This is a genomic window from Providencia sp. UF-183 (assembly GCF_058246155.1).
On record NZ_JBSICD010000001.1, the window covers coordinates 102,992 to 126,038 of the forward strand.

The window sequence follows — 23,047 nt, forward strand, 5'->3', positions numbered from 1 at the left end:
TTAATATGCATCAGAAACAACATAAAAAGGACAGCTTATTTGCTGTCCTTTTGTTTATGGTGATTTTAACTAACAAATAACGGTCTTAGTTTGTCTGGATAATGACATTGTTACCTAAAATTTTACCTGAGCTATTCGATAAGCTTGGTGTTGTTACTTTTGTTGTATTCCTTGAATTGATTGTCCCGTAGCTATTGTTAATGGAACGGTCAGCTTTTGCTGTTAAATCAAGGCCTGCTTTGATTAAACCACTATAGTTAGAAATCGTATTTGCTGTAGCATTCAGATTTCCTGCACTGTTTATTTGTGCGTAGTTGTTGATGATATCATTGGATACGTTAATATTAATGTCAGCTTCATTTGCCATTGGGAATACGGCATTAGTTTGAATAATACCTGAAGTATTGTTCAACTGAGTCCCTTTGATTTTGATACTACCATCTTGAGCAATAATCCCGCCAGTTTGGTTAATTAACCCTAGTCTACTTGCATTAGAGCTAAATTTAGCAGAATCGGTATTACTGACATAGTCTGCATTCATTACAATATTATTATCAGCTTTGATTAAACCACTGGTATTTTTCAAATATTTGGAGATAAAGGTTAGGTCAAAACCCTTGATATACCCAGTTTGGTTTGATAAATCCTCAATACGGAAAGTTGACTTTCCAGCGCCTGATGAAATAACTCCACCATTGTATAGGCTTGGTGATGTGATATTAAGGAGCCTTGCGCTACTAATAACAGAATAAGCATCATTGATAATGGATTTATTTGCAGTAATGTCCATTCGACCTGTTTCTGATAGGATCTTGGCGAATCTATTTTCTAAAGTGTCAGTGTTAATTGTTACTCTTCGTTTGGCTCTAAGAGTGCTTGACGGTTTATTTTGAAGGTCTGTTCCTGTGAAGCTAAAGTCTCTACCAGCAGTTACTTTTGAATCTTCAAGAATTAGCTTATTTGCATTGATATTAATATCTTGACCTGAAATCAAACGGTCTTGACCCCATTTACTATAATAGCCATTCCAACTAATTACTGCTCCGGTAGTATTAATGTTAATATCTCCAGCTTCTGTTTTAATTAAGCCGGCACTTAAATGTATTACATCGGAAGTGTTGATATTCACATTATTCTTAGCTTGAATAAGCGCGTTATAACGGTTCAATAGCGTTTCTGAAGAAGTAAGATTAACATCTCCACCTGTAGAGATAATGGTGCCGTAATCATTGTTAATTGATTTTTGGCCTGTAGAAGTAATGTCAATATTCCCTTTTGATTTAATGGTTGCTGAGTTTCCGAAAGCGCTAGCATTAACAACTAAACCATTATTCCCTGCATCAATCAGGCCTTTGTTATTCATAATGCCTTCTGAACCATTAGAAGACACTTTGATTTTATCCGCACTTAACTTCCCTGTAGATGCAATAGTTACTCCATAAGTAGGATGTGAGCTATAGGATAAATTAGAGAGTACATTACCATCAGCATCAAATAAGCTATTTCCTGTTGCGATATTGATTTCTTTCGCTTCTACATTTCCATTAATGAGAACAGAACGCGCAATTAAATCTACAGCATCATTCGATGTTAGATTTTTATTAATGGTTATTTGGCCTTTACTCACGTTATAGCCAATTAAATTACCCGCTACAACTAGAGGTGTGCCAGTGACAAATGCGCCACGTTCTGCATTAATAAACCCACAGTTATTACAAGTAATACCTGATGCATTAGCGACAATAACTTGTGCTGCATTACCAGCCACTTCCATCATGCCATTAATGCTACTGATGTTGTTGGCAACAACTTCATTTAAAATAACTTTAGCTGTACTTCCACCTGCTAAATTACTGTTGCCAAAAATATTGCCACCTAATTGAGTGGTTGACTGAACATCGCTATTATTGAAAATAACGCCTTTTTCACCGACATTAAAGCTTTGGTAGGTATTATGAGAAATACCTTTATCTGACGGTTTTTTAATGTGAATGATATTCAAGCCGTCAGGTTTGTAAATAATTCCTGTACCATCTAAGCTATAGGTTTCATTTTTGTTGTAAGTCATCACAAAAGGGGTATAAAGCTCAGTGACATTACCTGATTTTAGTTTGCCATCTATGTTATTGATAGATTCAGAAGCTCTGATTATTAATTTTCCATCAGCACTAATTTGGCCTTTATAGTTACTAACTTCTTTAGTGTTGAATTCAATGCTACCATTACTGTTTAATTCGCCAGTATGATTATCAAATTTATTGGTGAGGTTGAACTCCATTCCTCCACCAGTGGCTAAGCGCTCTTCTATCGCACTTTTAAATAGACCGTTGTAATTGGATACAGTATCGCCTGTAACAGTAATGCTGCCATCTACTGCTTCTATTCCACCTATTTTATTTGTTAAACCATATTTAGAGGCTAAGCGGCCAAAGTTACTAGAATAAGTATTAGACAGTTGTTTAACATTTAAAATTATATCGTTATTAGCACGAATGTAACCACTATTGTTATTTAAAGAATTAGCGGTCACATTCAGTTTAGTTGCATCAATAAAACCTTGCTCATTACTGATAGAGTTTGATGTGATATTTAGAGTGTCTCCCGTAATCATTCCACCTTTATTATCAAGTGTGTCTGCCTTGATATTTGAAACATAGGTTGGGATTGGTGGTGTATTCGGCTTGTTAGTTGGGGATATGATTTTCCCTGTATTTGTTAATTTTGCCGTTGTGATATTTAATCCACGACCACTGCTAATAACTGAATTTGCATCATTGATGATATATTGAGATGCAGTGATATCAGATTTAGCATTAGTTGCAGTAATTGATGATGATTTGTTAACGATTGCACTCGCATCTAGTTCGATGCGACGCTTAGCGGTAATGACGGTATTTGTATTTTCAACAGTAGAGGTTGTTTTGATGTTGACATCTCGACCAGACTCAATTTTAGCCGATTCACTAATAATTCTGCCCGCAGTAATATTAACATCACGTCCAGCAATGATTCGATCTTCTGGGGTGGTATTATAGCCACGCTTCCACTGGTAAACTGTACCTCTAGCATCAATATTGACATCACCTGTTTCTGCTTTGATTAAGCCTGTACCATTTTGAATATCATTAGCTTTAATATTAACATTATTTTTAGCGCTGATTAGGCTATTGTTATCATTGAGTACGGTAAATGCGGTGGTTAGGTTTATATCACCATTCGTAGAGACTAACTTTCCTAGTCTATTATCAAAGGTAACATAACCACTATTGCCATTTGTAGTTTGTATGGCCAAATCTTTTTTGGCACTAACTAATGCGGAGTTTTGGAAAGTGTTAGCATTGATATCGATATTGCCTGCTGATTCAATTTTATTATTTTCATTAGCAACGTACCCTGCTGAGCTGATCGATAATCCTTTGCCTCCTGAGGATATAATGCCTTTATTGCGAACACCAACGCCTGCTTCAGTGGATGTTAAGGTGATTTTATCGGCATACATTCCACCTAACGCTGAAACGTCAATACCCACAGTTGGCCGATTGCCTGTTCCTGCTACGCTAGATGCTGCATTCCCGTCAGCATCAACAAAGTTATTGCCTGTCAGTATTTTTAATTCTTTCGTTTTTATCTGACCATTAATAACGGAGGATCGCGAAATAAGTTCAGTTGGCGAGTCAGAATCCAAGCTTTTATTAACAATAATTTGGCCTTTAGCCACGTTATATCCAAGGAGGTCACCATTGGCGACAATTGGCTTGCCAGTAGTTAGTGTGGTGCTCTCTGTATTAATGAATCCGCAAGAGTTACAGGTGATACCTGATGGGTTAGCAACAATAACTTTGGCTTTGTCTCCCGCGACTTCAACCATTCCATTCAACGTTGTTGCATTGTTGGAGTTAACTTCATTAATAATAACTTTCGCAGTTCCGTTTGCTAAGTTAAGGTTTCCATTGATAACACCACCTAACTGAGTATTGGTGTTGTCTTTGCTGTTATTAAGAATAACACCCTTGTTATCAACATCAAATTTGCTGTAAATATTATGTGAAACGCCTTTATCGCTTGCTTTGTTAATATGCACAATAGTAGGGCCATTATTTTGATTCATAACGCCCGCGCCATTGGTATTGATAATTTCAGCATGTGAAACTGAGGTAAAACCAAGAATTACAGAAATACAGAGAAAAACAGGATTTAGCTTTAACGTAGGTACTTGTGACCCACTTTTAATAGATTGACTCATCGTTATATCCCTAAATATGATATTTTATTTAAGAAGAATTAATATTCCATTATGACCATTGGATTATGCTCAAATAAAAAAATAAAAATATTTAAATATACTTAATCAATTTAAGGTTTTATTGATGAGTGGTAAGTTTCTTTAATAATTCAAATATAGGTTTAAATATATGTTTGATTGTTTTTATTGTTTTAAATCAACATGTAATGAAAACGCACCTTTAGAGTTTTTATGTGTTATTACTTATTATTAAACAATCTATTTTGTACTCATATTAATTGTGAGAGTTAAGGTTTTTTAAATTGTATTTACTTTTATTTTGGCAGGAAAGTTAAATTTTATTAAATATGGTTTTCACTCTATTCTGGATTAAAAATAATAAAAAAAGCCCTATGTAAAAGGGCTTTTTATCACGTATTAATTTATTTTTTTTGAGTTAATGTAGAAATAGACTCTCTGTAGCAAAGCTCAAGTTTTTCTCGGCTATCAGCGGTAATATGTAAATCTTGAAGGCGGCCATTGTTGATACCATATACCCAACCATGGATCATCACTTTTTGACCACGTTTCCATGCGGATTGCATGATGGTGGAGTGGCCCAGATTATAAACTTGCTCTACCACGTTTAATTCACATAAACGATCCAGTCGTTCACAAGGCTTTAATTCACCAAGCATTGAACTGTGTCGATACCAAATATCACGAATATGTAATAACCAGTTATTAATAAGGCCTAATTCTGTGTTATCTACTGCTGCTTCAATACCACCGCAACCATAATGGCCGCAAATAATGATGTGCTCAACTTGTAGTACATCAACAGCATATTGAATGACAGATAAACAGTTAAGGTCAGTATGGATAACTAAGTTTGCAACGTTACGGTGAACGAATAGATCGCCCGGTGCAGCATTGATTAATTTTTCAGCGGGGACTCGACTGTCTGAACAGCCAATCCACAAGAATCTTGGCTTTTGTGCTTTAGATAATTCTTTGAAGAATTCAGGATCTTGTTCTTTTACAGAGGCTGACCATGCTTCATTGTTAGCAAACAGCTCTTCGATTTTTCTCATCATGACTTATAGCCTAGTTGTGTTACTGTGCGATAAAATCTTATACAACATTTATTGATTAATTAATAATTAGTTATACTAATTACAACATTGATATAATGAACCACTCATTTAGACAAGACAACCCTCAATTAGTAACATATTGAATTATCTTATAGAAATCTATTATCACTTTTCTGCATAACATAGAGCAGAAAAAAGTGGCATCATAAGCGTATATTGCCTCCAAATCGTCCTAAGAATAAAGGGTTTTTTTATATATGACGTATGCACTTGAGTTATCGCAGTTAACAAAAACCTATTCAGGTGGCGTTAAGGCTCTGCGAGGAATCGATTTACATGTTGAAGATGGTGATTTTTATGCATTGTTAGGCCCAAATGGCGCAGGAAAATCAACGACTATCGGTATTATCAGCTCATTGGTGAATAAAACCAGTGGCTCAGTTAAAGTATTTGGTTATGACCTAGAAAAACAAGTTGTACAAGCAAAACAACAACTGGGATTAGTTCCTCAGGAATTTAACTTCAATCCATTTGAGACTGTTTTGCAGATTGTCCTGAATCAGGCTGGTTATTATGGTGTACCTCGTTCTGTCGCTGTACAACGCGCAGAGCAATATTTGACGCAGCTAGACTTGTGGGAGAAACGCGACGAACGTGCTCGTAATTTATCAGGCGGGATGAAACGCCGGTTAATGATCGCTCGTGCGTTAATGCACCAGCCAAAATTATTGATTTTGGATGAGCCTACTGCGGGAGTTGATATTGAATTGCGCCGTTCAATGTGGTCATTTTTAAAGAATTTAAATGCGCAAGGCACAACAATTATTTTAACGACACACTATTTAGAAGAAGCAGAAATGCTGTGCCGTAATATCGGTATTATTCAACATGGTGAGTTAGTTGAAAATACCAGTATGAAACAATTACTGAGCAAATTAGAATCAGAAACCTTTATCTTTGATTTAATGCCCAAAAGTCCTATCCCGCAATTACTGGGTTATGAGTCACGCTTGATAGATACATCGACCCTAGAAGTTGATGTAAAAAGGGAACAAGGGCTAAATAGCGTTTTTAGTCAGTTAAATGAACAAGGTATCCAAATTTTAAGTATGCGTAATAAGGCAAATCGTTTGGAAGAGCTGTTTGTCAGCTTAGTGAAAAAAGAAAACAATGCGACCGAAAAGGAGATTGTATAATGTTCTCACTGTACTGGGTTGCATTAAAAACAATTTGGATAAAAGAAGTGACCCGTTTTGGGCGAATTTGGGTACAAACTTTACTGCCTCCAGTGATTACCATGTCATTATATTTTGTGATTTTTGGTAATTTAATTGGCTCTCGAATTGGTGAGATGGGAGGGGTGGATTATATGCAATTTATCGTCCCTGGCCTGATTATGATGGCGGTAATTACCAATTCATACTCCAATGTTTGCTCATCATTTTTTGGTTCTAAATTCCAAAAAAATATCGAGGAGCTACTCGTAGCACCAGTCCCAACCCATATCATTATTGCTGGTTTTGTTGGCGGAGGGGTCGCTAGAGGAGTTTTAGTTGGCTTCCTTGTCACATTAGTTTCACTGTTTTTTATTCCGTTACAAGTACATTCATGGCTTATGGTCATCATAACACTACTATTAACGGCAATAGTGTTTTCGCTAGCAGGGTTATTAAATGCGATTTTTGCAAAAACGTTTGATGATATAAGTATTGTCCCTACCTTTGTTTTAACTCCATTAACCTATTTAGGTGGAGTATTTTATTCACTCTCATTATTACCTCCTTTTTGGCAGGCGGTTTCTAAACTCAACCCAATTGTGTATATGATTAGTGGCTTTCGTTATGGCTTCTTAGGTATTGCTGATGTATCGATAGCAGTCACATTGGGTGTTTTAATGATTTTCTTAGTAGTCTTCTATTTATTGACATGGTATTTAATTGAACAAGGAAGGGGCTTGCGTAGCTAGTTTTAATGGCTGTATCGGTTTAATTTAAATACAAAAAAGCTGCTTTAGAATAGGCCAAATAGGACTTATTAAAGCAGCTTTTTATTGGTGTTTAGGTTGACTTAATTCGTTAAGCCACTTGCACAGGAACGGCTTTAGCAATTCGGCTCATCACGTTATTTTCATCAAAATAAGCGACTTTTGGCTTATGAAGTCGAGCATTTTCATCTTCCATCTGTACGTAAGAACAAATGATTAATTTATCGCCAACGGCAGCGCGACGTGCAGCGGCACCATTAACAGAAATAATTTTTGAACCACGCTCGCCAGATATAGCATAAGTTGAAAAACGCTCTCCGTTATCAACGTTATAAATATCAATAGCTTCATATTCAAGGATACCCGCGGCATCCATAAAATCTTGGTCGATAGCGCAAGAACCTTCGTAATGCAGGTCTGCTTGGGTGACCGTGACTCGGTGGAGTTTGCCTTGTAACATTCTTCTTAACATTTTTTTCTTCCTCATTCGGTTCACAGCGTTGTTGGTGACGTTATTTTGCCTTAGTCACATACTTATGTATGCTCCTAGGGACTCAATAACTTACCGCCTAGCTGTGAATCGAATGCGTTTGAAAAATGATAGCTATTCGATTGACAGCGTTATCACTAACACTATGAACACGGTAATTGCAATGTGTTGTTTTATTGTTATAAGTGACTTATTTTTATGCAATATCGCGTTGCAGGTCAACTTGCAAATTGTCAATCAAACGAGTTTGACCTAACCATGCCGCCATTAAAATTACTGCACGTTTACTTGTGTCATTGAGCGCTAATAAACTATCCGCATCACGAATAAACAGTTCATCAGGGGTAAAGCCAACTTCACGTAAGCGGTCATTCATCTCAATAATAATACCGTCAGAGGAATTTGGCTCAAGCACCAATTTTTCTCCTGCTTGTTGCATAATTTGATACAGCATTGGCGCTATCTTTAGCTCATCAGCAGATAAATTATTGTTACGTGAACTCAGTGCAAGGCCATTTTTGGCTCTCACAGTTGGCACGCTGATAATTTGGGTATCAAAAGATAAGTCATTAACTAATTTGCGAATTAATTGCAGTTGTTGGTAATCTTTTTCACCAAATAATGCAATTTCAGGCTGAATAAGATTAAACAACTTAGTGATGACTGTTGCCACACCTCTAAAATGGCCAGGACGGCTCGCACCTTCTAACATGGTTGATAACTCAGGCACTTCAACAAAAGTCTGCTTCTCCATTCCTTCGGGGTAGAATTCTTGAGGGGATGGTGCAAAAATTAAATTTACGCCTTTGCGTTTGAGTTTTTCACAGTCTTCTTGCAATGTACGCGGGTAATTAGCTAAGTCAGACTGCCTATCAAATTGCATTGGGTTAACAAAAATACTGGCAATAACAATGTCAGCTTGCTGTTTGGCTTGGTCAATCAAGGTTAAGTGACCATCGTGCAGATTTCCCATGGTTGGGACCAGCGCGATGCGTTTACCTTCTTGCTTCCAGCGGCGAATTTCGCGGCGAAGTATTAGCGCCGTTTCAACGATAAGCATAAAAAATAATCCTTATATGTTAGCTAATTAGGAAAATGAATGCGCTTCGGCTGGGTAAATGCCTTCTTCCACTTCTTGAACGTATAAGCGGATGGCGTCATGCATGTTTCCTGCCTGAGCTAGAAAGTTTTTTGCAAATTTCGGCGGGCGGGCCGTGATACCTAATGCATCATGCATTACCAGAATTTGCCCATCTGTCCCATTCCCTGCGCCAATACCAATAACAGGTAATAACAGCTCTTCAGTGACATGATTAGCTAAAGAGGTTGGCACACATTCAAGTACTAATAGTTGTATACCTGCATTTTCGAGGGCAATCGCATCTTTTACCATCTGATTAGCCGTCACTTCGTCACGACCTTGTACTTTGTACCCACCCAACACATTAACGGCTTGTGGTGTTAACCCTAAATGACCACAAACTGGCACAGAACGTTCAGTCAGCATTTTAACTGTATCGCATAACCAGCTACCGCCTTCAATTTTGACCATGTTTGCCCCTGCTTGCATGAGAATTGCCGCATTAGCGCAGGCTTGTTCTGGGGTGGCGTAACTCATAAAAGGCATATCTGCGATGATAAAGGCATTTGCTGCCCCTTTACGTACGCAGCGAGTATGGTAGGCAATTTGTTCAACAGTAACGGGTAAGGTGCTGGTTTCACCTTGGATAGTCATACCTAATGAGTCACCAACAAGCATCACTTGAATTCCTTGCTCATAAAATAATTGAGCGAAGCTTGCATCGTAGGCGGTCATGGTTGCAAATTTGCGTTTGTCTTTTTTAAACTGACATAAATCAGCCAGAGAAATTGGTTTCATTATAATAACCTCCGGAAATGATCTCCCAACGACCACACCTCAGAAGAGGTTGATTATTTTAGGCGTCAATATCCCAAAATAGTAAGCCGTTACGCGGGACGTGTGTGAGTCTTTCAGATAGCAACTCGCCATCTGGAAAAACAAGAGTAGGGGCGATATCGTTGAGCGGATACAACATAAATTCACGCTCTTTCAGCCCATAGTGTGGAACTGTTAATCGTGGCGTATTAATAACACGATTACCAAAAAGCATGATATCGAGATCGAGGGTTCTAGGCCCCCAGCGCTCGTCTTTGCGTACACGGCCAAGGTCGAGTTCGATTTGCTGGGTATGGTTGAGCAACTCTTCGGGTTCAAGAGATGTTTCAAGGAGGACAGCCAGATTTAAAAAGTCTGGCTGATCCTGTGGGCCCAAAGGCTTCGTACGGTAAATAGGTGAGGTGGAAATAACACGGCTATCAGGGATAGCGTCTAAGGCTGCAATAGCTTGTTGAGCCTGCTTTAGGGGCTCACCAAGGTTACTTCCTACTGCAATATAGACTTGTTCCATAACGCACTCTCTATTTATGACGACTTATTCGGTTTACGCGCCCCAGAATGAGAGGAACGTTGTGGGCGAGGACGGCGACGAGTCGGCGCATTACCTAACTCTGAAATCATCTCACGCTGTTTAATGTTGTTGGCTTGCTGAAAATCCGCCCACCATAATGCCAACTCTTGAAGTTCATTTCGATGTTCGACATTGGCTCTAAGCTCTAATAAATCAAAGGCTGCACGGAATTTTGGGTGCTCCATTAATTTATTGGCACGGCGACCTTGACGGCGCGGTAAACGTAATTGTAATAACCAAATATCGCGCATTGTCGTGGTAATACGTTTAGGGATAGCAATTGAACGGCATTGCTCATCTAAAATATCATTCATGGCAAGAGCGAAAGCATCATAATAGGCAAGCCCACCTTCTTGAGACAGCTTCTCAGCGTGCTCAGTGACGGGATACCATAACATAGCAGCAAATAAAAATGCAGGGTTTACACGCTTATCATTTTTAAGCCTAAAGTCAGTATTTTTGAGTACTTGCTCAATGATTTTTTCCATTGGCGAATCGCCATTTTCACTGAAACGGCTCGCAACAACAGGGAATAATTGCTCAAACAAGCCAAATTTTTTGAGCATTTTATACGTTGAATAACCTTGACCTGCTTGCAGCAGTTTTAGAGACTCTTCAAATAACCTAGCGGAAGGTATTTCCCGAAGCAAAGGTGCAAGTTGGTAGATAGGATCGGCTGTTTTTGGCTCGATAGTCATATCCAGCTTACACGCAAAGCGTACAGCCCTTAGCATTCTAACTGGGTCTTCACGATAACGAGTCTCAGGATCGCCAATCAGACGAATAATACCTGCTTTAAGATCGGCCAAGCCATTGACGTAGTCACGCAAAGTAAAATCATCAATGTTGTAATACAAACTGTTAACCGTAAAGTCGCGGCGGATCGCATCTTCTTCAATGGAGCCGAAGATGTTATCGCGTAGCAGCATGCCATTTTGTGCTTGTGCAGATAGGTTTTTATCGTCAGAGGCATTTTGGTCATGGTGACCACGGAACGTGGCAACTTCAATGATTTCAGGGCCAAACATGATGTGCGCTAAACGGAATCGACGGCCAACAAGGCGGCAGTTGCGAAATAGCTTACGAATTTGCTCTGGTGTCGCGTTTGTCGTGATATCAAAGTCTTTAGGTTTTTGACCTAAGAGTAAATCACGGACACCACCGCCAACTAAATAGGCTTCGTAGCCACTTTTATTTAAGCGGTAGAGGACTTTCAGCGCATTGTCGCTGATGTCACTACGAGAAATTGGGTGTTCAGAACGCGGAATAACAGTAATGTTTTCGTTATTTTCGGTTGTCATTGTCGGGTGTTTCTCAGGTGTAGAATCGGCACGTTGAGATTGACGAACCGTTTTTTTAATAGGCGCTGTTCTTGGCGTTTGTTTAGAATTCCGAGTGTTAGGTGATGTTTGCACCGTGTCGGAGTGAGTGACTGGCCTTTTACCGGCTGCCGTGGTATCTCGCTGAGTATGCGCATGCTGCAACGCATCTTCACCATTCGGCGCAGTTGTATTGCGAGATAAAATGTTACGGCAGAAATTTGCTACTCGGTTAAAAATAGTACACCTCGATGTCATTACCAATATTCAATAAACAAAATAAGCGGCTAATCATAGCTCACTGAAGTTTCTTTGAGAATGGTTAAACGAATAAAAGTCACCTCTAATCATTTTTTTTATCAATAAAAATCATTCGAAAAATAAAAAATAACGTTCCAAATCTCGCGAACTATGGCTTGGAATGCCTTATATTAAAGGGTTTTCACGCAATGATATTGTGCTTTATTTAAATTATGATCTGAAAAATGCACAATAAAATCCGATAAAAAAATTTACTGAAAAGCTGTGTTTTTATTGAATGCCTAACCGTACCTTTGTTTGCTTACCATTAATTTTATCAAAAATGATAGCAAAAATAAGTGATTAATAAAGATTACTTATAGGAGGAATTAACATCGGAGAGATTTTTGCGGAGTGTAACCCTTATAACGGCGCACGTGATATGCGCCGTTCAGGACTCCATCTGAGCAATTAGCCTGCCATTTGCTTTTCGCGAATTTCAGCTAACGTTTTACAGTCGATACATAAATCAGCGGTAGGACGGGCTTCCAAACGGCGGATACCAATTTCTACACCACAAGATTCACAATAGCCAAAGTCGTCATCTTCAACTTTTTTCAGCGTTTTCTCGATTTTCTTAATCAATTTACGTTCACGATCCCGGTTACGTAATTCAAGGCTGAATTCTTCTTCCTGAGCGGCTCTATCAACGGGGTCTGGAAAGTTAGCTGCCTCATCTTGCATATGAGTAACAGTCCGGTCCACTTCATCTCTGAGTTGATTGCGCCATGCTTCGAGAATGAGCTTAAAATGCGCCAATTGGGCTTCGTTCATGTACTCTTCGCCAGCTTTTTCATGATAGGGCTCAACCCCAGCAATGGCGAGAATGCTTAAGGACGATGTCTTACGTTTTTGCCCTTCTTGCATAATGCTTCTCCTACACACGCAAATTTTACAAAAACCCCAAGGGGGAAAATTTAAGGTCGCTATAAATAGCAGAAGAGAGCTCTCTTGGCAATCGTTCATGCAATGAGTTTTGTAATGCTGTGAGGGCGAGCGTGTTTATTCCCTTTTAGCGCCCAGAACTCAGCGGCCTCGTATAAAAATCTACTAAAAAAATATTATTTAATAGATGTAAAACTAATCTGTTTACTTAACGACATTTGTTGAACGGTTATATCTGCCTGATAACAAAGTACTTCAACTCCACTTTGCCTTGCTTCCTCTAATAATTGCGCATATTTCTTATCAATATGTGCAGCTGCTGATGCTACGTGAATACCTGTATGTAAAGCAACAAACAATAGTATGGCTCTTTTTCCTTCTTTCGCAATGTGCATTAGCTCCCTGAGGTGTTTTTGTCCTCGGAGTGTGACAGCATCAGGAAAGAAACCCTGATTATCATCCAGTAAAGTCACTGATTTTACTTCAATAAAGCAGTCTGGTAACTCATTATGAGAAAGAAAAAAGTCAATACGGCTATTTTCTGCCCCATATTTCACTTCAGGTTTTATTTCACTGTATTCGGATAATTCTGGAATGCATTTTTTGGTCAAAGCTTCAGCAACTAACTGGTTCGCTCTCAGGGTATTAATGCAAATAAAGTGCCCTCTCGCCGTTTGGGTTAACTCCCAACTGTGGGGGTATTTGCGTTTTGTATTGTCAGATGTGGAATACCAAACTGTATCACCGGGAGTTGCACACCCCGTCATCGCACCCGTATTGGCGCAGTGAATTGTTATCTCTTCACCATTTGGCAGGGTGACATCCGCTAAAAACCGTTTGTAACGCTTAATTAAGATGGCGGGCTGTAAAGGGGGATGAAATTCCATAAGGTCTCCGTGCTGCTAACCAGTGATAAGCTGACTGATGAAAGTGGCTAATGCTACAATGTCTGATAGCAAAAGTTAAATGCAGGGAGTGGTTACTTTCGTGTTACCCATATTAGAAGTCAGTGAATCGTTATTGGCCGCCTTAAAATCGTCCCCACAAGTTTTGTTGCATGCACCTACAGGTGCGGGTAAATCAACCGTTTTACCTCTTGAGATATTAAGAAGCGATGTGATTGATGGGCGAATTATCATGTTGGAGCCGCGCCGCCTTGCTGCGCGCTCGGTTGCCGCTCGCCTTGCGCAGCAACTTGGGGAAGAGGTCGGTAACACGATTGGGTTACGCATGCGCTCAGAAACTAAAGTTAGCCGCCATACGCGTCTCGAAGTGGTGACTGAAGGGGTACTTGCGCGGCAGTTACAAAATGACCCGATGCTCGAAGGCGTTGGGTTGGTTATTTTAGATGAATTTCACGAGCGAAATTTACAGGCTGACCTTGGCCTTGCACTATTATTAGATAGCCAACAGGCACTGCGAGATGACTTACGTATCTTATTGATGTCTGCAACATTGGATAACGAAGGGCTCACGCAGCTATTTCCTGAAGCGCCAGTCATCACCTCTCAAGGACGAACTTTCCCTGTTGTGCGTGAGTACCATCCAATTAACCCTAATAAGTTATTCCATAAAGAAGTTGCCTCACTGGCATGGCAATTACTGCAACAACAATCAGGTTCATTACTTTTATTCCTGCCTGGGGTGGGGGAAATAGAGAAAGTGAGACTAGAGCTCTCCTCCATGGTAAGTGAGGACATACTTTTGTGCCCTCTATATGGCGCTCTTTCACTACAGGCACAGCAACAAGCTATTCAAGTTGCTCCCGAAGGAAAGCGCAAAGTGGTGCTGGCAACCAATATTGCCGAAACCAGTTTAACCATCGAAGGTATTCGTTTAGTGGTCGATAGCGGCTTTGAGCGTGTTGGGCAGTTTAACCCGCGTTCAGGGCTAACTAAACTGGTCAAACAGCGGATTAGCCAAGCCTCAATGGCTCAGCGAGCTGGGCGGGCAGGTCGTTTGGAGGCGGGTATTTGCTGGCACTTATTTAGTGAAGAACAAGCCGAGCGTGCTGCGCAGTTTAGTGAAGCAGAAATTAACCAAAGCGATCTCAGTGGGTTATGGCTCTCCTTATTGCAATGGGGATGCCATGATACGGCACAACTAAGTTGGTTATCGCCACCGCCACAACCTGCTATTGCCGCTGCGAAGGATTTATTAACGAAATTAGGCGCGGTTGATAACCAAGGTAAGTTAACAGTCTTGGGGCAAAAGATGGCAGCTTTCGGTAGCGAGGTGCGAACTGCCGCGATGCTCTGTAAAGCGCAAGAAAGCCAAAATAAAAATGTGATTCAGCTCGCCGCATTGCTCACGGCAATCATTGAAGAACCTCCACGTAATGGGGGGTGCGACTTACGCAGCTTCATTGAAAGGCCGACAGACAATTGGTGCAAGCGAGCATCAGTGCTGAGTGAACAAAAAGTATCAAATAAAATTGGGCTGCAATCAGAATTGATAAGTGAGTGGTTACCAACATTATTAGCCGCGGCTTTCCCAGACCGCATCGCCAAATCGCGTGATAACCAACTGCGCTACCAACTCGCCAGCGGGCTGGGGGCATCCCTGACTGAATCGGATCCGCTAATTGGCACGCCTTGGCTAATGGTTGTCTCTCTCTGGCAGCCTGAAAACTCAGCGGATGCGAGAGTCTCATTAGCCTATCCTATTCAAATTGAAAGGTTACAAGCAGATTGCCCTTTTTTATTTAGCACACAAGAAACCGTTGAATGGGATGAGCAAAAAGGCACTTTGCTAGCATGGAGGCGCTTACAATGTGGGCAATTGGTGGTGAAATCAGAGCGGCTCTCAAATCCAGATAAAACAGAAATTCGCCAAGCATTGGTTTACTGGTTAAAGCAAAATGGGTTACAACAGCTAAATTGGCAGGAAGATGCACTGCAACTGTGCATTCGTTGCACATTGGCAAAGCAGTTGTTTCCTGAAGTCGATTTCCCTGATTTTGATGAAAATGCCCTATTGGATTCTTTGGGAGAATGGTTAGAACCCTATCTGGATGGCGTGACAAACAAGCAAAAGTTGCAACAAATTGATTTGGCTAAGTTATTAATCAACCGTTTGGATTGGCAGCAACAACAATGGTTACAGAGTCTGTTCCCTGATACCTATCACGCACCATCTTCCCACGATGTGAGTATTCACTACGCTTTAGACAAGCCTCCCTTTATTGAAATTCGCATGCAGGAAATGTACGGTGAAAAAACGAACCCGACTGTTGCTCAGGGAAAACTGACGTTAACCGTGTCTTTGTTATCGCCTGCCATGCGACCACTGCAAATTACGCAAGACCTTGGTGCTTTTTGGCAAGGTAGCTACAAAGAGATCCAAAAAGAGATGAAAGGGCGTTATCCAAAGCACTTGTGGCCCGATGACCCTGCTAATACGGCACCCACAAGGCAAACAAAAAAAGCGATGATGAGTACGAAATAACCGATTTTTATGCTCTAATAGCGGGTTTCCAAAACTGGCTTAAATGGGCGAGTCAGAGTAAGGAAATGTAATTAAGAGCTTTCTTTGGTGAAATCTCAAGGGTTATGGGCCAAAATTAACCACTACGCGTTAAGCAATTAGTGAATAATTAAGTTGTTAAGTGATTTTGTAAGGTGATATGGAGCGACCATGTCCGGTAAAGATTTTGAACCAATCGGCCGACGTAATAAAAAAACGGCTGACAAAAAACAATCTTCATCACGCCGCCGTAGAGACCGCGATGATTATGATGATGAAGATTTATACCAAGATGATGATATTGAAGAACAATATCTTGACGATGAAGATGAAGAAGAGCACATGGCTAAAAAAGGCTCAAAAAATAAAAAAACACGCAAAGTAAAAAGCAAATGGCGTTGGTTCTGGCTACTTGTCAAACTGATGATTGTATTTGCAGTGCTATTGGCTGCGTATGGTTTTTATTTAAATCAACAAATTAAAGAACGCCTCGATGGTAAGGTCTGGGATCTCCCCGCTGCGGTATACGGCCGCATGGTCAACCTTGAGCCGGGGATGGATTACAGCCAAGCAGAAATGACACGCTTGCTTGAAGGCATGCAATATCGCAAAGTCAGCAAAATCACCACATCGGGTGAGTTTGTTGTGCGTGGCAATACCATCGAAATTTTACGCCGTCCATTTAACTTCCCTGACCAAAAAGAAGGGCAGATTTTGGCGCGTATGGTGTTTGAAAACAATTCATTAAGTAAGATTGAAAATATGGAAAATGGCCGCTCATTTGGCTTTTTCCGTTTAGATCCAAAACTTATCACCATGATGCAATCAGCAAATAACGAGCAGCGCTTAGTTTTGCCACTCGCTGATTTCCCTGAATCATTGGTGAAAATCTTACTTGAAACCGAAGATAGGAACTTTTACGAGCACGATGGCGTCAGTTTGTACTCTATCGGCCGTGCTGTTGTCGCTAACTTAACCGCAGGGCGTTCTGTTCAAGGGGGAAGTACCCTGACACAGCAATTGGTCAAAAACCTATTTTTAACCAATGAGCGCACCCTGAAACGTAAAGCCAATGAAGCCTACATGGCGATTTTGTTGGACTATAACTACGGTAAAGAGCGTATTTTAGAACTGTATTTAAACGAAGTTTTCCTTGGCCAAAACGGTAATGACGAAATTCGTGGTTTCCCATTAGCGAGTTTATATTATTTTGGTCGTCCAATTAATGAGCTGAGTTTTGATCAGCAAGCATTGTTAGTGGGCATGGTGCAAGGGGCGTCAACGTATAACCCTTGGACGAAACCGCAAAATGCCATTAAGCGCCGTAATATCGTGTTAAAAATCCTTGAAACACGCGGTGTGATTGACCAAGAAATGTACCAAGTCCTTAGTGCAAGGCCGCTAGGTGTGAAAAACAAAGAAGGGCTGGTGGCTTCTCAACCTGCCTTTATGCAGATGGTACGGTTAGAACTCAATGAAAAATTGGGTGATAAAGTCAAAGAACTATCAGGCGCGAAAATTTTCACAACCTTAGACCCCGTTGCACAAACTGCGGCAGAAAATGCCGTGGAAAATGGTGTCGCAGATTTACGCAAAACCCGTAAATTAGATGACATTGAAGGTGCTATGGTGGTGGTTGACCGCATTAATGGCGAAGTTCGTGCCATGGTTGGTGGTTCTCAACCTCAGTTCTCCGGTTTTAACCGTGCATTGAACGCACGCCGCAGCATTGGTTCATTAGCAAAACCGCCTGTGTACCTTGCCGCATTGAGTGAACCGGACCGTTACCGTTTGAATACGTGGTTAAAAGATGAGCCGCTGACGGTTAAAGTTGGCAATCAAAATTGGAGCCCAAGAAACTACAGCCGTAACTTCAATGGCCGTATGATGCTGGTTGATGCATTAGCTAAATCGCAAAATATCCCAACAGTAAACTTAGGGTTAGATGTTGGTCTCGACCAAGTGTTTAATACCTTTGTTCGTTTAGGGGCACCTGCCGCAGCGATGGAAAAAGTCCCTGCAATGTTATTGGGTGCCGTTAACTTAACACCAGCGGAAGTGGCTCAGGTATACCAAACCATTGGTGGCGAAGGGAATCGGGCGAAATTATCCTCCTTACGTTCTGTTATTGATGGTGATGGTAACGAAATTTACCAAAGCTACCCATCCGCAGAGCGTGCTGTGCCTTCGCAAGCTGCTTATTTAACACTTTATGGTATGCAGCAAGTGGTGAATCAAGGCACAGGGCGCGTTTTATTATCCAAATACGGTAAGTACAATTTGGCGGGTAAGACGGGGACAACCAATGATTTGCGTGATAGCTGGTATGCGGGTATTGATGGTAAAGAAGTGGCAATCGTCTGGGTTGGGCGTGATAACAATGGTCCAACACAGTTAACAGGGGCGACAGGGGCTTTGAAAGTCTACCAACGCTACCTTGATAACCAAGCACCTTTAGCGCTGATTAACCGTGCACCGGAAGGCATTGTTGATATGCAAGTTACGGCAGATGGGCAGTTAAGTTGTTCAAACTTTGGTGGCGGTAGAATGTTACCGATTTGGACAGATAACCCAGAAAGCTTGTGCCAAGGCTCAGAAAATCAAGCACCTGAGTGGAATTTAAATGGCAATAATGACGAGCAAAAAAGTGATGCGCCAGATTGGGTAAAAGATATGTTTGGCGATAACCCATAAATTCTCGTCATATTTCGAGCTGTGGCGGTGTTGGCTACATTCAACTACTCGGGTCACATACTAGTGTATGCTCCCCGAGATAGTTTCACTTGCCGCCTTGCCACAACTCGAACTATTTAGAGAATTAACGGTATATTTAGTTTTCTGATTCTCTTCATTGTTCATGTATCTAGACTAGTTACAGTTCAAGCTATTTAAATAACTAATAAAGATGATCTGTTCTAGATTTAATAACCTAATTGGGTGAGTTAGCGGGGAATACTGATAGGTAAGAGAGAGGTGAAGCGAAATTGCTTCACCTCTTTGTTTTTAATACGAATTAGTTTGCTTTAATCTTTGCCAGTGCTGTTTCTGCAGCTTTGATGGTTTTCTCAATATCTTCATCGCTGTGTGCGATAGACATAAAACCTGCTTCAAAGGCAGATGGTGCGAGGTAAATACCTTGTTCTAACATATAATGGAAGAATTTTTTGAAGCGTTCCACATCACATTTCATCACGTCTTGGTAGCAAGTTACTGTTGGCGCATCAGTGAAGAAAAGACCAAACATACCGCCGACATGGTTAATAACCATCGGAATACCTTGCTCTTGGGAAACACGTTTTAACCCGCGTGCTAATTTTTCGGTTAACTCATTTAAACGTGAATGAACCCCCGGCTGAGACACTTCTTTTAAGCAAGCAAGGCCTGCGGCCATCGCAACAGGGTTACCTGATAAGGTACCTGCTTGGTAAACAGGGCCGATAGGCGCTAATTTTTCCATGATTTCAAGACGGCCGCCAAATGCACCCACAGGCATACCACCACCAATAATTTTACCTAAGCAGGTCAAATCTGGCTCAACACCGTAGTAATCTTGTGCGCCACCTAATGCAACACGAAAGCCTGTCATCACTTCATCAATGATTAGGACAGCGTTGAACTCATCACATAGCGCACGTAGGCCCGGTAGAAATTCAGCGGTTGGTGGTACACAGTTCATGTTCCCAGCAACAGGTTCTACGATGACACAAGCGATATCTTCAGGATAGTTTTCAAATGCTTGGCGTACAGATGCAAGATCATTGTAGGTGCAAGTTAGCGTGTGTTTGACAAAATCTTCTGGTACACCCGGTGAGTTTGGTTCACCCATAGTCAGTGCGCCAGAACCTGCTTTGACTAATAAGCAATCTGCGTGGCCATGGTAGCAGCCTTCGAATTTGATGATTTTATCGCGGCCCGTATAGCCACGCGCTAGGCGAATGGCACTCATGGTGGCTTCAGTACCCGAGTTCACCATGCGTACTAAGTCCATAGAAGGAACCAGTTCACAAACTAATTCAGCCATTTCAACTTCGGCAGCGGTTGGGGCGCCGAAACTCAACCCTTTATGGACAGCTTTAATGACAGCATCACGAATTTCTGGGTGATTATGGCCTAAAACCATTGGTCCCCATGAGCCAACGTAATCGACATACGCTTTACCATCAACATCATAAATATAAGCGCCATCTGCTTTTTCGATAAATAAAGGCGTGCCACCGACACCGTTAAAGGCGCGAACAGGCGAGTTTACACCGCCGGGAATTTGTTGTTTTGCTTGCTCATACAGAATTTCAGATTGCGACATGGCAGGGCTCCAAAAAAGGGCGAAATAAAAATTTGCTACCATTCTAAAGCACCACATCAATTAAACCAAATGTTGCTATCAAGATATGCACAATGTGTCTAATTGTGTAACAACACTTGAACGATTTAGTCAAGTGGCGGATAATTAGGTTAATTGATCTGAGTGGGTTTTAGCCCACGCATGAATTTACCGGTCACCGGTTTGGAGTAAAAAATGAGTGATGATGCAGCTCTGCCATTGCAATTTACTGATGCGGCAGCAATTAAAGTTAAAGATTTAGTCTCTGATGAGGACAACCCAAATCTGCGTCTGCGTGTATATATCACCGGTGGCGGATGTAGCGGTTTCCAGTATGGTTTCACCTTCGATGATCAAATCAATGATGGTGATATGACGATTGAGAAACAAGGCGTTGCACTGGTCGTTGATCCTATGAGCCTGCAATATTTAGTAGGCGGAAGTGTTGACTATACCGAAGGTTTAGAGGGTTCTCGTTTTATTGTTACGAATCCAAATGCTAAGTCTACGTGTGGGTGTGGTTCGTCTTTTAGCGTCTAATTTTCGTCATATTTCGTAATTTTCGTCATATTTCGCGCTGTGGCGGCGTTGGCTTCATTCAGCTACTCGGGTCACATACTTATGTATGCTCCTCGAGATATCTTCATTCGCCGCCTTGCCACAACGCGAACTATTTAGAAAATTCCTGTAATTCGTAATTCGTAATTCGTAATTCTTAATTGGATAAATCGTTTAGCTGTTCGCGTAGTTGTTAGCTTTACGCTCTTTTCACCCTAGTCACATACTTGTGTATGCTTCCCGAGATATCTTCATTCGCCGCCGTGCCACAACACAAACTATTTAGAAAATTTTTGTAACTCGTAATTTTTAATTATTACTTATCAATAGGATAAGGTATTTAGCTGCCCGCAGAGTTGCTCGGTGGCGTCGATAATTCGTGGGCCTGCGCGGTGGAACCAGTCTTCATTTAAACGAATGATTGGCACATCCAATTGTGAATGCCAAAAATCCCTGACGACTTTTTCCTGTTCAGCTGAGCCCGTCATTACAATCACATTAGGATTGCGTGTGAGCACTTGCTCACGACTAACTTGTGGCCATTGTACAGCGCTGTTAGCAAAAATATTTTCCCCTCCACAAAATGTCACAACATCATTTTGCAAGGTATGGTTACCTGCGCTGAATAAAGGCTGAGTTCCCAGTTGGATAAATACTTTTTGGGTTTTAAGGCCTGATTTTTTTTGGTTTTGATAAGGTGTTAGTTTTGCTCGCATAGCATCAACATTTTGCTGAGCCAGCTCAGGTTTAGGGCTATATTGGGATAATTCATTGACTGCATCAATGACATCATCAATGGTTTGTGGGTCAAAATAGACAATGGGAATACCAAAGGACGCTAGCTGATCAAGTGGCCGCTGTGGGTTTCCCCCTCGCCATGCCAAAATCAAGTCAGGTTTAAGCGCGATAATACGTTCGACATTAACCCCTTGCCAATCAGAAACTTGTTCTAATATTTTTGCCTGCTCGGGGTAATCTGAATAAGCACTGACCGCAATCAAGTTATCACCTAAACCAGCGGCATAGGCGAGCTCTGTATTTGCAGGGGATAGGCTAATTACACGCTGCTTTGGCTCTGACAAAGCAGAAAATGAGATAAAACAAGCCAGTAATAAAGCAATAAGTTGAGATAAATAGACGGTTAATTTTTTCATCGCTATCATCATATTGAAATAAAAGGCATGCCTGACAAACAGTTATGCCTTTTTTGTTGAACTTAAGCCAGCTTAGCTAAAATTGCATTAATCATCAGTGAAGATTGGCGGGCAGCAACGGGAAGAAATTCGTCAAAACTGGTGTGCGATTCTTTATCAGCAACATCTGAAATCGCGCGAACTACGACAAATGGTACACCGAATTGATGACAAACTTGGCCAATCGCAGTGGCTTCCATTTCAACGGCAGCTACTTGCGGGAAAGTGGCTTTAATACGTGCCAACGGCTCTGCGCCATTAATAAAAGCATCGCCACTGCACACTAAACCACGAACTGCATTCATGTCGAGTAACTGAATGCACTGCTCAGCAACATCAATCAGTTTGCTATCGGCAACAAATGCAGGTGGGCATTGTGCCATCTGACCCGGTTCATAGCCAAATGCGGTGACATCGGCATCGTGATAACGTACTTCGGTAGAAACGACGATATCACCCACATTTAAGCGTGGATCCAACCCGCCTGCGGAACCTGTGTTAATCACTACATCAGGCTGGCAGTGTTCTAATAATAAGGTTGTACCAATTGCAGCAGCAACTTTACCAATACCTGATTTTAATAGGGCAACATCAACACCATTAATTTTACCTGTATAAATTTCACAGCCTGCACGGCTAATGGTTTGGCAGTTTTCAATTTGTGAGCGCAAAATGGCAACTTCTTGCTCCATCGCACCAATGATCCCAACTTTCATTTTGTCTC

Annotated in this window: 17 protein-coding genes; 5 read left to right on the forward strand and 12 right to left on the reverse strand. The window is 41.1% G+C overall.

All coding sequences use genetic code 11. From position 1 onward, the window contains the following. Positions 1-85: 85 nt before the first annotated feature. Both AC4IFT_RS00455 and can read right to left on the reverse strand, forming a co-directional pair. Entirely contained in the window at positions 86-4,243 is a 4,158-nt protein-coding gene (locus AC4IFT_RS00455; RefSeq protein WP_490750349.1) for a two-partner secretion domain-containing protein, read from the reverse strand. Positions 4,244-4,665: 422 nt separating this feature from the next. Next, positions 4,666-5,319 carry a carbonate dehydratase gene (gene can / locus AC4IFT_RS00460; protein WP_490734557.1) on the reverse strand — a complete coding sequence of 218 codons (654 nt, stop codon included), beginning with the start codon at positions 5,317-5,319 and terminating at the stop codon, positions 4,666-4,668. Positions 5,320-5,576: 257 nt separating this feature from the next. On the opposite strand from can, the gene AC4IFT_RS00465 reads away from it, so the two are divergent. Then, positions 5,577-6,515, forward strand: coding sequence for an ABC transporter ATP-binding protein (locus AC4IFT_RS00465; protein WP_490734559.1), 939 nt, complete (start codon positions 5,577-5,579; stop codon positions 6,513-6,515). Beyond that, a complete protein-coding gene (locus AC4IFT_RS00470) occupies positions 6,515-7,285 on the forward strand; it encodes an ABC transporter permease (RefSeq protein WP_490734561.1) in 771 nt (256 codons plus the stop codon). Before AC4IFT_RS00465 ends, AC4IFT_RS00470 begins: the two co-directional genes overlap by 1 nt. 109 nt (positions 7,286-7,394) lie before the next feature. Here the strand turns inward: AC4IFT_RS00470 and panD are convergent, their stop codons facing one another. The 7 genes from panD to sfsA all read right to left on the reverse strand — a co-directional run bounded on the left by panD (position 7,395) and on the right by sfsA (position 13,673). Beyond that, complete coding sequence (gene panD / locus AC4IFT_RS00475) at positions 7,395-7,775, reverse strand: aspartate 1-decarboxylase (protein ID WP_490734563.1); 381 nt, start codon at positions 7,773-7,775, stop codon at positions 7,395-7,397. Between the two features lie 214 nt (positions 7,776-7,989). Beyond that, on the reverse strand, positions 7,990-8,853 hold the full coding sequence (panC, locus tag AC4IFT_RS00480) for a pantoate--beta-alanine ligase (protein ID WP_490734565.1): 864 nt from the start codon (positions 8,851-8,853) through the stop codon (positions 7,990-7,992). A 27-nt stretch (positions 8,854-8,880) separates the two neighbouring features. Next, a complete protein-coding gene (gene panB / locus AC4IFT_RS00485) occupies positions 8,881-9,672 on the reverse strand; it encodes a 3-methyl-2-oxobutanoate hydroxymethyltransferase (RefSeq protein WP_490734567.1) in 792 nt (263 codons plus the stop codon). A 58-nt stretch (positions 9,673-9,730) separates the two neighbouring features. Next, a complete protein-coding gene (gene folK, locus AC4IFT_RS00490) occupies positions 9,731-10,222 on the reverse strand; it encodes a 2-amino-4-hydroxy-6-hydroxymethyldihydropteridine diphosphokinase (protein WP_490734569.1) in 492 nt (163 codons plus the stop codon). A 14-nt stretch (positions 10,223-10,236) separates the two neighbouring features. Then, the gene (gene pcnB / locus AC4IFT_RS00495) at positions 10,237-11,859 is read right to left on the reverse strand and encodes a polynucleotide adenylyltransferase PcnB (protein WP_490750350.1); all 1,623 of its coding nucleotides are present in this window, start codon (positions 11,857-11,859) and stop codon (positions 10,237-10,239) included. A 453-nt stretch (positions 11,860-12,312) separates the two neighbouring features. Next, complete coding sequence (gene dksA, locus AC4IFT_RS00500; protein ID WP_004260494.1) at positions 12,313-12,768, reverse strand: RNA polymerase-binding protein DksA; 456 nt, start codon at positions 12,766-12,768, stop codon at positions 12,313-12,315. 194 nt (positions 12,769-12,962) lie between these two features. Then, on the reverse strand, positions 12,963-13,673 hold the full coding sequence (gene sfsA / locus AC4IFT_RS00505) for a DNA/RNA nuclease SfsA (protein ID WP_490750351.1): 711 nt from the start codon (positions 13,671-13,673) through the stop codon (positions 12,963-12,965). Positions 13,674-13,773: 100 nt separating this feature from the next. On the opposite strand from sfsA, the gene hrpB reads away from it, so the two are divergent. Both hrpB and mrcB read left to right on the forward strand, forming a co-directional pair. After that, complete coding sequence (gene hrpB, locus AC4IFT_RS00510) at positions 13,774-16,233, forward strand: ATP-dependent helicase HrpB (protein WP_490750352.1); 2,460 nt, start codon at positions 13,774-13,776, stop codon at positions 16,231-16,233. A 189-nt stretch (positions 16,234-16,422) separates the two neighbouring features. After that, complete coding sequence (gene mrcB / locus AC4IFT_RS00515) at positions 16,423-18,945, forward strand: bifunctional glycosyl transferase/transpeptidase (RefSeq protein WP_490734575.1); 2,523 nt, start codon at positions 16,423-16,425, stop codon at positions 18,943-18,945. 319 nt (positions 18,946-19,264) lie between these two features. Here the strand turns inward: mrcB and hemL are convergent, their stop codons facing one another. Continuing rightward, a complete protein-coding gene (gene hemL / locus AC4IFT_RS00520; protein ID WP_490734577.1) occupies positions 19,265-20,554 on the reverse strand; it encodes a glutamate-1-semialdehyde 2,1-aminomutase in 1,290 nt (429 codons plus the stop codon). 213 nt (positions 20,555-20,767) lie between these two features. Between hemL and erpA the strand changes: the two genes are divergently transcribed. Beyond that, positions 20,768-21,112, forward strand: coding sequence for an iron-sulfur cluster insertion protein ErpA (erpA, locus tag AC4IFT_RS00525; RefSeq protein WP_154623408.1), 345 nt, complete (start codon positions 20,768-20,770; stop codon positions 21,110-21,112). Between the two features lie 341 nt (positions 21,113-21,453). On the opposite strand, the gene btuF is transcribed toward erpA, so the two are convergent. After that, entirely contained in the window at positions 21,454-22,284 is an 831-nt protein-coding gene (gene btuF, locus AC4IFT_RS00530) for a vitamin B12 ABC transporter substrate-binding protein BtuF (protein WP_490734579.1), read from the reverse strand. A 62-nt stretch (positions 22,285-22,346) separates the two neighbouring features. Continuing rightward, entirely contained in the window at positions 22,347-23,039 is a 693-nt protein-coding gene (gene mtnN, locus AC4IFT_RS00535; RefSeq protein WP_490734581.1) for a 5'-methylthioadenosine/S-adenosylhomocysteine nucleosidase, read from the reverse strand. Positions 23,040-23,047 lie beyond the last annotated feature (8 nt).

What these genes read in the sequence shown, in the direction of transcription:
- AC4IFT_RS00455 (WP_490750349.1), bottom strand. Translation starts at nt 4,243, where the DNA reads ATGAGTCAATCTATTAAAAGTGGGTCACAAGTACCTACGTTAAAGCTA.
- can (WP_490734557.1), bottom strand. Translation starts at nt 5,319, where the DNA reads ATGATGAGAAAAATCGAAGAGCTGTTTGCTAACAATGAAGCATGGTCA.
- AC4IFT_RS00465 (WP_490734559.1), top strand. Translation starts at nt 5,577, where the DNA reads ATGACGTATGCACTTGAGTTATCGCAGTTAACAAAAACCTATTCAGGT.
- AC4IFT_RS00470 (WP_490734561.1), top strand. Translation starts at nt 6,515, where the DNA reads ATGTTCTCACTGTACTGGGTTGCATTAAAAACAATTTGGATAAAAGAA.
- panD (WP_490734563.1), bottom strand. Translation starts at nt 7,775, where the DNA reads ATGTTAAGAAGAATGTTACAAGGCAAACTCCACCGAGTCACGGTCACC.
- panC (WP_490734565.1), bottom strand. Translation starts at nt 8,853, where the DNA reads ATGCTTATCGTTGAAACGGCGCTAATACTTCGCCGCGAAATTCGCCGC.
- panB (WP_490734567.1), bottom strand. Translation starts at nt 9,672, where the DNA reads ATGAAACCAATTTCTCTGGCTGATTTATGTCAGTTTAAAAAAGACAAA.
- folK (WP_490734569.1), bottom strand. Translation starts at nt 10,222, where the DNA reads ATGGAACAAGTCTATATTGCAGTAGGAAGTAACCTTGGTGAGCCCCTA.
- pcnB (WP_490750350.1), bottom strand. Translation starts at nt 11,859, where the DNA reads ATGACATCGAGGTGTACTATTTTTAACCGAGTAGCAAATTTCTGCCGT.
- dksA (WP_004260494.1), bottom strand. Translation starts at nt 12,768, where the DNA reads ATGCAAGAAGGGCAAAAACGTAAGACATCGTCCTTAAGCATTCTCGCC.
- sfsA (WP_490750351.1), bottom strand. Translation starts at nt 13,673, where the DNA reads ATGGAATTTCATCCCCCTTTACAGCCCGCCATCTTAATTAAGCGTTAC.
- mrcB (WP_490734575.1), top strand. Translation starts at nt 16,423, where the DNA reads ATGTCCGGTAAAGATTTTGAACCAATCGGCCGACGTAATAAAAAAACG.
- hemL (WP_490734577.1), bottom strand. Translation starts at nt 20,554, where the DNA reads ATGTCGCAATCTGAAATTCTGTATGAGCAAGCAAAACAACAAATTCCC.
- erpA (WP_154623408.1), top strand. Translation starts at nt 20,768, where the DNA reads ATGAGTGATGATGCAGCTCTGCCATTGCAATTTACTGATGCGGCAGCA.
- btuF (WP_490734579.1), bottom strand. Translation starts at nt 22,284, where the DNA reads ATGAAAAAATTAACCGTCTATTTATCTCAACTTATTGCTTTATTACTG.
- mtnN (WP_490734581.1), bottom strand. Translation starts at nt 23,039, where the DNA reads ATGAAAGTTGGGATCATTGGTGCGATGGAGCAAGAAGTTGCCATTTTG.